Annotated in this window: 10 protein-coding genes; 6 read left to right on the forward strand and 4 right to left on the reverse strand. The window is 74.3% G+C overall.

Features of this window, described 5'->3' with window-relative positions; all coding sequences use genetic code 11:
* Positions 1-44: 44 nt before the first annotated feature.
* The 3 genes from cydD to FHS38_RS19070 all read left to right on the forward strand — a co-directional run bounded on the left by cydD (position 45) and on the right by FHS38_RS19070 (position 7,014).
* The gene (gene cydD, locus FHS38_RS19060) at positions 45-3,941 is read left to right on the forward strand and encodes a thiol reductant ABC exporter subunit CydD (RefSeq protein WP_184734900.1); all 3,897 of its coding nucleotides are present in this window, start codon (positions 45-47) and stop codon (positions 3,939-3,941) included.
* A gap of 118 nt (positions 3,942-4,059) precedes the next feature.
* Positions 4,060-5,748, forward strand: coding sequence for a GAF domain-containing sensor histidine kinase (locus FHS38_RS19065; RefSeq protein WP_184735073.1), 1,689 nt, complete (start codon positions 4,060-4,062; stop codon positions 5,746-5,748).
* 195 nt (positions 5,749-5,943) lie between these two features.
* Positions 5,944-7,014 (forward strand): peptidoglycan DD-metalloendopeptidase family protein, encoded by a 1,071-nt coding sequence (locus FHS38_RS19070; protein ID WP_184734902.1) that lies wholly within the window; start codon positions 5,944-5,946, stop codon positions 7,012-7,014.
* 161 nt (positions 7,015-7,175) lie between these two features.
* On the opposite strand, the gene FHS38_RS19075 is transcribed toward FHS38_RS19070, so the two are convergent.
* Positions 7,176-8,051: a Cof-type HAD-IIB family hydrolase gene (locus FHS38_RS19075; protein WP_184734903.1), complete on the reverse strand. Its 876-nt coding sequence runs from the start codon at positions 8,049-8,051 to the stop codon at positions 7,176-7,178.
* 126 nt (positions 8,052-8,177) lie between these two features.
* On the opposite strand from FHS38_RS19075, the gene FHS38_RS19080 reads away from it, so the two are divergent.
* The 3 genes from FHS38_RS19080 to pspAB all read left to right on the forward strand — a co-directional run bounded on the left by FHS38_RS19080 (position 8,178) and on the right by pspAB (position 10,769).
* Positions 8,178-9,077, forward strand: a complete 900-nt coding sequence (locus tag FHS38_RS19080) for an LLM class flavin-dependent oxidoreductase (protein WP_184734905.1) — start codon at positions 8,178-8,180, stop codon at positions 9,075-9,077.
* Between the two features lie 160 nt (positions 9,078-9,237).
* Positions 9,238-10,140: a zinc metalloprotease HtpX gene (gene htpX, locus FHS38_RS19085; RefSeq protein WP_184734907.1), complete on the forward strand. Its 903-nt coding sequence runs from the start codon at positions 9,238-9,240 to the stop codon at positions 10,138-10,140.
* Between the two features lie 38 nt (positions 10,141-10,178).
* Entirely contained in the window at positions 10,179-10,769 is a 591-nt protein-coding gene (pspAB, locus tag FHS38_RS19090; RefSeq protein WP_184734909.1) for a PspA-associated protein PspAB, read from the forward strand.
* A gap of 23 nt (positions 10,770-10,792) precedes the next feature.
* On the opposite strand, the gene FHS38_RS19095 is transcribed toward pspAB, so the two are convergent.
* From FHS38_RS19095 to FHS38_RS19105, 3 genes are all read right to left on the reverse strand, one after another.
* The gene (locus FHS38_RS19095; RefSeq protein ID WP_184734911.1) at positions 10,793-11,335 is read right to left on the reverse strand and encodes an RNA 2'-phosphotransferase; all 543 of its coding nucleotides are present in this window, start codon (positions 11,333-11,335) and stop codon (positions 10,793-10,795) included.
* Between the two features lie 121 nt (positions 11,336-11,456).
* Entirely contained in the window at positions 11,457-12,455 is a 999-nt protein-coding gene (locus FHS38_RS19100; protein ID WP_184735075.1) for a MerR family transcriptional regulator, read from the reverse strand.
* Between the two features lie 90 nt (positions 12,456-12,545).
* Complete coding sequence (locus FHS38_RS19105; RefSeq protein ID WP_184734913.1) at positions 12,546-13,463, reverse strand: metal-dependent hydrolase; 918 nt, start codon at positions 13,461-13,463, stop codon at positions 12,546-12,548.
* Positions 13,464-13,478: the final 15 nt, after the last annotated feature.

The raw sequence follows: 13,478 nt of genomic DNA on the forward strand, positions 1-13,478 counted from the left end.
GTGACCGCAGGGGCCACCGATCCCGCACCGAGGACTGATCGCGCATGAAGCCCGTCGACCCCCGACTGCTCAGGTACGCCGCCGCGACCCGCTTCTTCCTGGTCGCCTCCGTCGTGCTCGGACTGGCGGGGGCCGGCCTGGTCATCGCCCAGGCGATGCTGATCGCCGAGGTGGTGACCGGGGCCTTCCAGCACGGGCGCACGGCCGGTGACCTGGGCACGTCGCTCGCGCTGCTGGCCGCCGTGGCCGTCGGCCGGGCGGCCGTGTCCTGGCTCACCGAGCTGGCCGCGCACCGCGCGAGCGCGGCGGTCAAGTCCGAGCTGCGCAGGCGGCTGCTCGCGCACGCGACACGCCTCGGGCCCTCCTGGCTCGCCACGCGCCGCACCGGCGAGCTGACCGCGCTCGCGACGCGCGGGGTGGACGCCCTCGACGACTACTTCGCCCGCTATCTGCCCCAGCTCGGCCTCGCGGTCGTGGTGCCGGTCGCGGTCCTCGCCCGTATCGTCACCGCCGACTGGGTCTCGGCGCTCGTCATCGTCCTCACGCTGCCGCTCATCCCCCTCTTCATGGTCCTCATCGGCTGGGCCACCCAGTCCCGGATGGACAAGCAGTGGCGGCTGCTGTCCCGGCTCTCCGGGCACTTCCTCGACGTCGTCGCCGGGCTGCCCACCCTCAAGGTCTTCGGGCGGGCCAAGGCACAGGCCGAGTCGATCCGCTCCATCACCGCCGACTACCGGCGCGCGACGCTGCGCACGCTGCGCCTCGCCTTCCTCTCCTCCTTCGCCCTGGAACTGCTGGCCACCCTGTCGGTCGCGCTCGTCGCGGTCGGCATCGGCATGCGGCTCGTGCACGGCGAACTCGACCTCTACACCGGACTGATGGTGCTGGTCCTGGCGCCCGAGGCGTATCTGCCGCTGCGGCAGGTGGGCGCGCAGTACCACGCGGCGGCGGAGGGGCTGGCCGCCGCCGACGAGGTCTTCGCCGTCCTGGAGACCGAGCCCGGCCCGGCCGGCACCCGGCCCGCGCCGGACGCCCGGAGCGCTGCGCTGAGCGTCGAGGGGCTCGTGGTGCGGCACGCGGGGCGGGCCGAACCGTCGCTGCCCGAGGTCTCGTTCGCCGTGCGGCCCGGGGAGACGGTCGCGCTCGTGGGGCCGAGCGGCGCCGGCAAGACGACCCTGCTGAATGTGCTGCTGGGCTTCGCGCGGCCCACGGCCGGGCGGGTGTGCGTGGGCGGTGCGGATCTGTCATCGCTCTCCCCCGAAAGCTGGCGGGACCAGGTGGCCTGGGTCCCGCAACGACCCCGTCTCTTCGCCGGTACGGTCGCCGAGAACGTCCGACTGGCACGGCCGGACGCCACGGACGCGCAGGTGCGGGACGCCCTGCGTGCGGCCGGTGCGCTCGACTTCGTCTCCATGCTGCACCACGGCACTGACACCCGCCTCGGCGAGGACGGTGCCGGGCTCTCCGCCGGGCAGCGCCAACGCCTCGCGCTGGCCCGGGCGTTCCTCGCGGACCGCCCCGTGCTGCTGCTCGACGAGCCGACGGCGAGCCTCGACGGCGAGACGGAGGCCGCGGTGGTGGAGGCCGTACGTCGGCTGGCCATGGGCCGCACGGTGCTGCTGGTCGCCCACCGGCCGGCGCTGCTGGCTGTCGCCGACCGGGTGGTCCGACTGCCGTTGGCCTCCGGCCCGGTGGATCCCCGCCCCGCGGGTGGCTTTGTCGACAACGGGCCGGTCGCGTCCGGGGCCCCTGCCGGGTCCCTGGCCGGGGCGGGTCCGGCCGCCTCGGCCGAACGTGGCGAGAGCGCGGCTCTCCCCGCCGGTGCCGGTGCCCGGCTGCGCACGGGAATTCCCGCGCCGCACGGCGAGGCCGCTCCGGACGCCCCGACGGTGACCTCGGCTGTTTCCCCGGCCGTGCCGGGCACGCGCGGCCCCGGTGGGGACCACGAGGACGCCCACCCGGAGGGCGCCCCGGTACGCGCGGGTGTGCCCGCGCTGGTTTCCTCGGTGGTTCCTCCGGCGGAGGCAGCCGGGCCCGGGGCCCAGGTGGGGCCTGTCGCCGGGGCGGGCCCGGTCGCTCCGGTCACCCGTGACGTCGGTGGGGACCATGAGGACGCCCGCCCGGCGGGTGCCCGGGTACGCGCGGGCGGGACCTCCGCCGTTTCTCCGGCCGAGGCGGTCGGCCCCCTCGCCCGGGTGCGGGCCGCCGGCAGGCCCTGGTGGGGGCGGTTCGCGTTCGCGTTGCTGCTCGGGAGTCTCGCGCTCGGCAGTGCCGTCGGGCTGATGGGGGTCTCCGGCTGGCTGATCTCGCGGGCCTCCCAGCAGCCGCCGGTGCTCTATCTGATGGTCGCCGTCACCGCGACCCGTGCCTTCGGGATCGGCCGGGCCGTCTTCCGTTACGCCGAGCGCCTGGTCTCGCACGACGCCGTGCTGCGGGCCCTGGCCGGGCTGCGCGTCGCGGTGTACCGGTGCCTGGAGCGGCTGGCCCCGGCCGGATTGCGGGAGACGCGCCGCGGCGATCTGCTGTCCCGGCTCGTCGCGGACGTGGACGAGCTCCAGGACTACTTCCTGCGCTGGCTGCTGCCGCTCGGCACGGCCGTCGTCGTCGGTGCCGCCTCGGTGGGGTTCACCGCGTGGCTGCTGCCGGAGGCGGGCGCGGTGCTCGCCGTCGGGCTGCTGGCCGCCGGGGCGGCCGTGCCCGCGCTGTCGGCCGCGGTCGCCCGGCGCGCCGAGCGGCGGCTGGCGCCCGCGCGCGGCGCGCTGGCCACACAGGTGGTCGATCTGCTGGCCGGGACACCGGAGTTGACGGCGGCGGGCGCGCTGCCGTCCCGGCTGGCCGAGGTGGAGCGCGCCGACGGGGTGCTCACCGGCATCGCCCGGCGCACGTCGGCGGCCGGGGCGCTCGGCGCCGGGCTGTCCGCCCTCGCCTGCGGGCTGACCGTGGCCGCCGCTGCCTGGGCGGGGGTGCAGGCCGTGCACGACGGCCGGCTCGGCGGGCTGTGGCTGGCGGTCGTCGTGCTGATGCCGTTGGCGGCCTTCGAGGCGGTGTCGGCGCTGCCGCTCGCGGTGCGCTACCGGCAGCGGGTGCGCCGCTCCGCCGAGCGGGTGTACGAGGTGCTGGACGCCCCCCTGCCCGTACGGGACGGCTCGCGGCCCGCACCGGATTCCCCGTTCCCGCTGCGCGTAACGGAGTTGACCGCACGCTACCCGGGGCAGGACGTGCCGGCCCTGGACGGGCTGTCGATGGAGCTGGTGCCGGGCCGCCGGGTCGCGGTCGTGGGCCGGTCCGGTTCGGGCAAGACCACGCTCGCGCAGGTGCTGCTGCGCTTCCTGGACGCCGAGTCCGGTGCGTACACCCTGGCGGGCGAGGACGCGGCCGCCATGGACGGCGACGCCCTGCGGCGGCTGGTGGGCCTGTGCGCGCAGGACGCGCACCTCTTCGACAGCTCGGTGCGGGAGAACCTGCGGCTCGCGCGGCCGGACGCGGACGAGGCGGAGCTGCGTGCGGCGCTGCGGACCGCGCGGCTGCTGGAGTGGGTGGACGGTCTGCCGCAGGGGCTCGACACCCTGGTCGGCGAGCACGGGGCGCGGATGTCCGGCGGCCAGCGGCAGCGGCTCGCGCTGGCCCGGGCGCTGCTCGCGGACTTCCCCGTGCTGGTGCTGGACGAGCCCGCCGAGCACCTCGACCTGCCGACCGCCGACGCGCTGACCGCCGATCTGCTGGCGGCCACCGAGGGGCGTACGACGGTGCTGATCACGCACCGGCTGGCCGGGCTGGCGGCGGTCGACGAGGTGATCGTGCTGGAGCGGGGGCGAGCGGTGCAGCGGGGCGCGTACGAGGAGCTGGCGGCGGCGGACGGTCCGTTCCGCCGGATGCTGGAGCGGGAACTGGTGGCGGACACCAGCAGTAACGCTCTTTCCATGACAAATGGTACTTACTAGGCTCGGAGGCATGGCAGCGACGGAAGAACCCTCCGACCCGCGGGACCGTTCCGGCGCGCCGGAACCCCCGGCTTCCGCGGCCCCCACCGGCGCGCCCGGCCGGGGGGCGCCGCGGCGCATGGACCCCCTGGAGATCGCCACCGAGGCCACCCGCAGCCTCCAGGGCATGTCCACGGAGCTGAGCGCGCGCGTGCCGCAGCTGCTGGAAGCCATGCGCTCGGTCGGCACCGGGCTGGAACTCCACAGCGTCCTCGACCGGATCGCCGCGACCGCCGCCGACCTCGCCGACGCCGAGTACGCCGCCATCGGGGTCATCGACTCCACCGGCGAGGGGCTGGCGGACTTCATCACCTACGGGGTCACCAAGGAGCAGCACGAGCGCATCGGCGCCCTGCCCGACGGGCACCACGGACTGCTCGGCGCGCTCATCCACCAGCCGGCGCCCGTCATGCTCCAGGACCTGGCCAACGACCCGCGCTCGTCGGGCTTCCCGCCGGGACACCCGCCGATGCGGAACTTCCTGGGCGTTCCGATCCGCGTCGAGGACGAGATCTTCGGCAACCTCTATCTCACCGAGAAGCGCGGCGGCCGCGAGTTCAGCATCGCGGACCTGCACATGGTGAAGATCCTGGCGACCGAGGCGGGCATCGCGATCGGCAACGCGCGCGTGTACGACCAGGGCCGTCAGCGGATGCGCTGGATCGACGGTTCGGTGGCCGTCACCACGGCCCTGCTGGCGGGCAACGACGCCGAGGACGCGCTCGCGGTCGTCGCCGAACAGGCTCGTCGGCTCGCGGACTCGGCGGCGGGCATCGTGCTGCTGCCGGACGACGAGGGCGGGCTGGAGATGGTGGCGGTCTCCGCCGACGAACCGGCCGGACTGCTGGGCACGGTGATACCGCCGCACAGCCCGGTCGTCTCCCAGCTGCTCGCCGGGGAGCCGGTGTTCATCGACGACTCGGCCACCGACCCGCGCATGATCACGGAGGTCGCGCCCCGGTTCGGTCCGAGCATGCTGCTGCCGCTCAAGAGCGGCGGGCGGGTCCTCGGCACGCTCGCGACGCCACGCGCGCGTGGCGAGCGGAAGTTCACCGACGCCGAGCGCACCCTGGCCGGGCAGTTCGCCGCGCAGGCGGCCCTCGCGCTGGTCATGGCCGAGGCACAGCGCGACCGGGAGCGGCTCGCCGTCTTCGAGGACCGCGACCGGATCGCCAGGGACCTGCACGACCTGGTCATCCAGCGGCTGTTCGCCACCGGGCTGATGCTGGAGGGCGCCGCGCGCAAGGCCGTCGTCCCGGAGGTGCGGGAGCGGATCGGGCAGGCGGTCGACGAGCTGGACGTGACCATCCAGGAGATCCGTACGGCGATCTTCGCCCTCCAGCAGGGGCCGGGGGAGGCGCCCGCCGGGCTGCGCACCCGGGTGCTGCGGGAGATCGGCACGGCGGCCGTGCCGCTCGGCTTCCAGCCGTCCGCGAATTTCGTCGGCCCGGTCGACGCGAAGGTCGGCGAGCTCACCGGCAAGAACCTCATCGCGGCGCTGCGCGAGGCCCTCTCCAACGCCTTCCGGCACGCCCGGGCCACCCGGATCGAGGTGGTCGTCGACGCGACGGCCACCTTGCCGGACGGGCGGGACGCGGTCCGGCTGACCGTCGCCGACGACGGGGTCGGCATCCCGGAGGGCGGCCGGCGCAGCGGGCTGCGCAACCTCGCGAAGCGGGCCGAGTCGCTGGGCGGCTCCAGTGCGTACGGTCCGGGGATCGGCGAGGACGGGAGCGGCACGCGGGTGGTGTGGGAGGCGCCCCTGTAGGCCGTTCTCGCGGCCGGTGCCGCTCTTGTGGCGGTATCGGCTCCCCCGAACGGTCCTCTGCGGGGGCGTGTCCGTGGTGTGCGGGAAACGATCGCGTTCATGCGACGCCCGTACCGTCCTTCCCGCCGACGCCATTGGACAGATTGGACCCGCCAGACGCACCAGACCCGCCGGACCCGCCGGCACCGTGGTGCGGTGCTGTGCGCGCTCTGCGTGGCGGTCTGCCTGCTGGGGGTCCCGGACTCCTCGGCCGCCGGCGCCGGCAGGATGCCGGACCGGCTCGTACGCGTCAGCTCCCAGGTGTTCCGGCTGGCGGAGGAGGCGGGGCGGGCCCGGCAGCGGTACGAGAGCGGGGTGTGGGCGGCGAAGGAGCAGACGGCGGGCGTCCGGGGGGTCGCCCGGCAACTGCGCCAGCAGCGGATCGTCTCGTCGGCGCTGCGTGAGGACGCGGGGGCGGCCGCCCGTGCGCAGTACCGCACGGGCGGTTTCACGGCCGCCGATGCCCCCACCGCGGCCTCGGACGACCCGATGGAGCTGCTGGGCCGCCGGTCGTCCGCCGAGCGCCGCCGGGAGCTGCTGGCGGCGTCGTTGGGGGAGACCGACCGCAGGAGCCGGGAGCTGGCGGCCCGGGAGCAGTCGGCGGCGGCCTCCTGGCCCGCCGCCGAGGAGGACCTCGCGCGGCTGCGCGCGGAGCGCCGGGTGGCCGACAGACGGCTGGCGGCGGCGCGCGGCGAGCTGGACGCCATGGCCCGGGCCGCCATCGCCGGCGGGCGGTGCGAGCCGCTCGACCGCGAGCGGTTCACCACCGCGGCGGGCGCCTACGGCCCGGCCGCCGTGGACACGGCGGGGGCGGCCGAGGAGGCGGACTGGGCGCGCCCGGTGCTGTCGTACGAGCTGTCGGCCGGTTACGGCGACTCGGGCGCGAGCTGGGCGCGCGGGCACACCGGACAGGACTTCGCGGTCCCCACCGGCACCCCCGTGCGCTCGGTCGGGGCCGGGACGGTGGTCTCCGCCGGCTGCGGCGGGCCGTTCGGCATCAGCCTGGTGATCCGCCACGCCGATGGCTGGTACTCGCAGTACGCGCACCTGTCGGCGTCGTTCGTGGCGCCGGGGGAGCCGGTGCTCCCGGGGCAGTGGATCGGTCTGTCCGGGACCACCGGGAACTCGACCGGCCCGCACCTGCACTTCGAGATCCGTACGAAGCCGGGGTACGGGTCGGCCGTCGATCCGGTGGCGTGGCTGCGGGTCCGGGGTGTCCGGCTGTAGGGCGGGCCTTCCGCCGCGGGCCGTCTGGCGGACAGGCTTGGCGGCTGAGCTCAGCCGAAGCAAGCCCGTCCGGCGTTTGAGGACGCGCCCGCAGGGCGCCCGCCGCCGCAGGCGGCAAAGACGGCCCGCAGCCGCAGGGTGCTTGAGCGAGGGCGCACCCGCTAGGGGAGGCCGTGCAGGATCTGCTCGATGACCGCCGCGACGCCGTCCTCGGTGTTGGCCGCCGTGCGGTTCGTGGTGGCCGCGAGGACCTCGGGGTGGGCGTTGGCCATCGCGTACGAGGTGCCCGCCCAGGTGAGCATCTCCAGGTCGTTCGGCATGTCACCGAACGCCACGACCTCCTCGGGGGATATGCCGCGCTCGGCGCAGCACTGGGCCAGGGTGCTGGCCTTGCTGACGCCGAGGCCGCTGATCTCCAGCAGGGCGGTGGGGCTGGACCGGGTGAACGAGCCGTGCGCGCCGCCCGCCGTCCGGGCCCGGGCGAGGAAGTCGTCGGGGCCGAGGTCGGGGTGGTGGGCGAGCAGCTTGAGTATCGGGTCGGCGGGGGCGCCGCCGGAGGAGCCGTTCGCCAGCAGGTGCTCGGCGGAGTCGATGACCGAGCCCGGGTCGAGGTAGAAGGGCGGGTACCGCGTCTCGTAGAGGATGCCGGTGGTGTGCTCCACGGCGAAGGAGACGCCGGGGACGGCGGCGCGCACGCTCTCCACGGCGGCCAGGGCCTCGGCCCGCTCCAGCGGGCGGACCTCGACGAAGCGGCCCCCGTCGTGCAGATCGACGACCGCGGCACCGTTGGCGCAGATGGCCAGGCCGTGGCCGTGCACGTGGTCGCTGACGACGTCCATCCAGCGGGCCGGGCGGCCGGTGACGAAGAAGACGTCGATGCCTGCCGCCTCGGCGGCGGCCAGGGCGGCGACGGTGCGGTCGGAGACCGTCTTGTCGTCGCGCAGCAGGGTGCCGTCGAGGTCGGTGGCGATCAGCCGGGGCGTGGCGGCTGGCCGGCGGAGGGCCGGGGTCTCGGGCTGCTCGGTCGCTGAAGTCACGGTCCCATTCTCGTTGACCGACGGGCGGGATGGCGCACAAGTGTTCAGTCGCACGCTCTTGAGTGTGATCCTTTCCTGGCCTTCCTGCGGTGCCGTGTGGCATACCCAGCGCTTAGGGTCGGTTCCATGCGACTGAGCACCGTGATCCTTCCCGACCGCCGCTGGTCCGAGGGCGGCCGCGAGACGTGGCAGCGAGCCGAGGAGCTGGGCTTCCACACCGCCTACACCTACGACCACCTGTCCTGGCGCACGTTCCGTGACGGGCCCTGGTTCGGTGCGATACCGACCCTGACGGCTGCCGCGACCGCGACGTCGCGGCTGCGCCTCGGCACGCTCGTCACCTCCCCGAACTTCCGGCACCCGGTGACGCTCGCCAAGGAGCTCATCTCCCTGGACGACATCTCGGGCGGCCGTGTCACGCTCGGGATCGGCGCGGGCGGCTCCGGCTTCGACGCCACGGCCCTGTCCAAGGACGGCGAGGGCGCGTGGACGCCCCGCGAGCGCGCCGACCGCTTCGCGGAGTTCGTGCCGCTGCTGGACCGGCTGCTCTCCGAGGACGTCGTCACACAGCCGGGCGAGCACTACTCCGCCTTCGAGGTCCGCAACATCCCCGGCTGTGTGCAGCGGCCCCGGCTGCCCTTCGCGGTCGCCGCGACCGGACCGCGCGGCCTGAAGCTCGCGGCCCGGCACGGTCAGGCGTGGGTGACCACGGGTGACCCGAAGCTGTCCGAGACGGGCACCCCGGCCCAGTCCCGGGAGGCCATCGCCGGGCAGATCGAGAAGCTCGGCGCCGCCTGCGCCGCCGAGGGCCGCGACGTCGCCGAGCTGGAGAAGGTGATGCTCACGGGCTTCACCCCGGACCGGCCGCTGGCCTCCTTCGACGCCTTCGTCGACTTCGCGGGCTCGCACGCCGAGCTGGGCTTCGACGAGATCGTGGTGCACTGGCCGATCGCGGACTCGCTCTTCGCGGCGGACGTCGCCGTCTTCGAGAAGATCGCCACCGAGGGCCTCGCGCAGCTGGGCTGACGGGGCTGACGGGGCTGACGGGCGCGCGGGCGCCCGGGGGCGTCCCGGGGCGGGTTTTCGACCCGCACCGGACGCCTTTACCCCGCCGATAGCGGGCGAAGAGGGAGAATCGGGGCAGAGGTATTTCCGCGGGCACCGTCCGCAGAGCCTTGGAGGTCCCATGCCAGGCACCCGATTCGCCCCCGACCGGGGGCTGACCACCCGCATGGTGAGCACGATGTTCCTCATCGGGCTGCTCTATGTGGTCTTCGTCGGCGTGCTCCTGGCGCTGCTGCGCGGGGCGTGGCCGATCATCCTGATCCTGGCCGGCAGCCTGTTCATCGCCCAGTTCTGGTTCAGCGACCGGATCGCCGCCTTCGGCATGGGCGCCCACGAGGTCACCCCGCAGCAGGCGCCCGAGCTGCACGGTGCCGTGGACCGGCTGTGCGCGCTCGCGGACATGCCCAAGCCCCGGGTCGCCATCGCCGACAGCGATGTGCCGAACGCCTTCGCCACCGGCCGCAACCAGAAGAACGCGCTGGTGTGCGCCACGACCGGGCTGCTGCGCAGACTCGAGCCCGAGGAGCTGGAGGGCGTCCTGGCGCACGAGCTGTCCCACGTCGCGCACCGTGACGTGGCCGTCATGACCATCGCCTCCTTCCTGGGCGTCCTGGCCGGGATCGTGACCCGCGTCGGGCTGTGGGGCGGTTTCCGCCAGTCCGGCGGGCGCGACAGCAGCGCCGCCATCCTGGTGGTGCTGATCCCGCTGATCAGCGCCGTCGTCTACGCCATCAGCTACCTGCTGACCCGGATGCTGTCCCGCTACCGCGAGCTGTCCGCCGACCGCGCCGCCGCGCTGCTGACCGGCCGCCCCTCGGCGCTCGCGTCGGCGCTCACCAAGGTCACCGGGCAGATGGCCCGGATCCCGACCCGGGACCTGCGCAAGGCCGAGCCCTTCAACGCCTTCTACTTCGCGCCCGCCTTCTCGAAGGAGGGAATGAGCCGACTGCTGTCCAGCCATCCGACGCTGGAACAGCGGCTGGAGCAGCTCGGCCGGATCTCGGCGCAGCTCGGCCGGGCCTGACCGGCACCGCCGTCCACCGACCCGCGAAAGGAGCGCCTGTGGGTTTCCTGGACACCATCCTCGGCCGCAGCAAACCGGTCCGCCCCGACCTCGACCGGCTCTTCGCCCTGCCGTCCGCCGCCGTCACCCTCGACGCGGGTGCCGGGTTCACTCCGACCGGGCTGGGCTCGGTGTGCTTCGCGAGCGTGGAGGGCGGGGCGTTCCAGCGGCTCCAGCAGGACGTACGGGCCCTGCTGGACGCCGATACGGGGCGCGGCGGGGTCCCCGTGGAGTTCAGCCGGGACGGCTACGGCTACACCTGGCTGCTCGCACGGCAGGAGGAGGGGCAGGAGGGCATCGCCGCGCTGGTCAACGATCTGCACGCGGTCAATACGCTGCTCCAGGAGGGCGGCTTCGGGCCGCAGTTGCTCTGCTCGCTGCTGGGCTTCCGCGACGCGGAGCAGCACCCGCTCGCGCTCGTCTACCTCTACAAACGGGGGACGTTCTACCCTTTCGCGCCGCTGCCGGGCGGGGGCGAACGGCGGGACAACGCCCTGGAGTTGCGGGTCCGGGCGCTGCTGGGCGACGACCTGCGGATCGAGGAGGACCTGAGCCGCTGGTTCCCGGTGTGGGGCGCGCCCGGGCTGTGAGCCCGCGCGGGGGCGGTGGTGTCTCAGCCGGGGAAGCGCAGGAATTCCGGCGGGACGCGCTCGACCAGCCACACCCCGTTCTCACTGACGTGGAAGGTGTGGCCGGTGCGGTGCATGGCACCCGCGTCCACGGTGATGACGACCGCCCGGCCACGACGGGCTCCCACCCGGGTCGCGGTCTCGCGGTCGGCCGACAGGTGCACGGCGTGGCGGGCCATGGGCTTGAGGCCCTCGGCACGGATCGACGCGACGGAACGCGCCACCGTGCCGTGGAACAGCACCGCGGGCGGCTCGGCGGCCGGCAGGTCGAGTTCGACGGGCACCGAGTGGCCCTGGTTGGCGCGGATGCGGTCGCCCTCGATCGCGTAGCGCCGTTTGTCGTTGGCCTCGACGACCTCCGCCAACTCCGCCCGGGTGAAGGGGAAGCCGTGTGCCGCGCTCGCCGTCAGCAGGGCGTCGACGGACGTCCAGCCCTGCGCGTCGAGGACGATGCCGATCCGCTCGGGTTCGTGCCGAAGGTGTTTGGCCAGGTACTTCGAGATGCGGGTCGCCCGCTGGATGTCCATCGCTGTTCCCCTCCGGCCCTCTCCTTGCGGGGGCCGCGGCCTCGGAGCGTAGCCCGTGTGCCGGGGCCGGGCAGCCGAGTATCGGCCGTGCGGGTGGGGAACGTCCTGGGGAACGCCCTGCTCAGCGGCGTGCGGCGAGGGCGTCCATGGTGCGGGCCCGGACCTCGCGCTCGGCGGCCGCGGCGATGAACGCGGCGGTGTGCTCCGCGCCGACCAGCTCGCGGACGGCCCGCACGGTCGCGGCCGGCAGCCGCACCGGCTCGGCGTCGGGCGCGGGATCGGGGCCGGGGGCGGGTGGGGGGAGTGCGGGCGCGGAGTCCGGAGCTGCGGGTATCGCCGCCTCTCCCAGGTGGTGGCGGAGGTAGCGGGTGGCCAGGGAGCGCATGGCGCGGGCGAGTTCGGCGTCGACGGTCTGCTGGGCGAGGGGGCGCAGCCGGCGCACGAGGGAGGCGGCTTCCGTGGCCTCCGCGTCGGTCGGGGGGTGGTCGAGGTACTGCTGGAAGACGTACTCGGTGGTGAAGTCGAGGAACCGGCCGGCGATGTGCTCGACCTGCGCGCGCAGCTCCCGCAGATGGCCCGAGATGGCGAGCAGCGGCACCCCGGCGGCGTGCAGCTCGGCGGCGACGGCCAGCTCCTGCGGGCTGGGGACGAGGAATTCGTCCGGCGTCTGCGGCAGGCGGACCAGCACGCCGAGCTCCACCGCGTCCTCGACGGCCGCGTCGTCCCGGGTGCCGCCGAACTTCTCGTTCAGCTCCGCCCGCGTCATCCGCCCGGCTTCCTCGTCGGACCAGGGCCGCTCGACCTCGGCGACCAGCCCCAGGACGCCGCCGAGCCCCCGGCCCGCGTCCCAGGCCTCCAGCAGCTCCTTGATGCTGGCCAGGGTGTAGCCGCGGTCGAGGAGGCCGGCGATCTGGCGGAGCCGGGCGAGGTGGGTGTCGCGGTAGACGTTCGCCCGGCCGCGCCGCTCCGGCCTCGGCAGCAGCCCGCGGTCCTGGTAGCCGCGGATCGTGCGGACCGTGGCGCCGCTGTGCCGGGCCAGGTCCTCGATCCGGTACTCGGCGGCCGGCGGCTCAGGCCGCTCCGAAGGCTCGGGTCGTTCCGGAGGCTCGGGTCGTTCCAACGGCTCGGGTCGTTCGGGAACGTCCGGCTGTTCGGGCTGTCGAGGCTGCTGGGGCTGCTTGCTCACGGGGGCTGGCTCCTTACGAACTCCTCAGGCCAGGGCGGTGCGTCCGATCGCGCCCGCCGCGGCCCGTGCCGCGGGTGAGGTCGCCAGATAGTCGACGGCCCTGCGCAGCGACCCCTCCTTCGAGGGATGGTACGACCGTCCGAGGTAGCGCGGGACGGCTGAGCCCAGCTCTCCCCAACTCGGCAACAGACCCTTGGCCACCGCACGGTTGTGATGGCGGAGCGTGTACCGCAGCCGACCCGCGAGCGGCGGGTCGTTGCGTATGAGATAGCGGGTGCCCCACCCCCACAGGTACAACAGCACGGGTGCGGTGACCGCCATGCCCAGCACCCGGCGGGCGTAGCGCCCCGCGCCCTCACCGCCGCAGTGCTGGTACATGTCGAAGGCCACCGCGCGGTGCTCGACCTCCTCCGCGCCGTGCCAGCGCAGCAGGTCCAGCATCACCGGGTCCGGGTCGGCCCGGTCCAGCCCGTCGGCGTGGAGGATCCAATTGCCCAGGACCGCCGTGAACTGCTCCACCGCCGCGATCAGCGAGAGCCGGAAGCGCAGCCACTCCCGCTGGGAGAGCGGGAGCCCGAAGGGCGGGGTGTCGCCGAGCAGCGAGTCGAAGAAGAAGTCGATGTGCCGGGTGTACGGGGTGGTGTCCAGGCCCTGTTCGGCGAGGTGGTCGAGGACGTACGCGTGCTGGACGCTGTGCGTGGCCTCCTGGCCCATGAAGCCCTTGACGTCCCTGAGCAGCGCTTCGTCCCGGACGAGCGGCAGGGCCTCCTTGAAGACCTTGACGAACCACCGCTCCCCCGCGGGGAGCAGCAGGTGCAGGACGTTCATGACGTGGGTGGCGGTGGGCTCGTCCGGTATCCAGTGCAGCGGGGTCTCCCGCCAGTCGAACGAGACCCGTCTGGGGGCTATCCGATGGCTGCCGACCTGGTGGGGGTGGGTCATCTCGGTCCTTCTCCT

Origin of the sequence: Streptomyces netropsis, assembly GCF_014203545.1 — a bacterium.
GTDB lineage: Bacteria > Actinomycetota > Actinomycetes > Streptomycetales > Streptomycetaceae > Streptomyces > Streptomyces netropsis.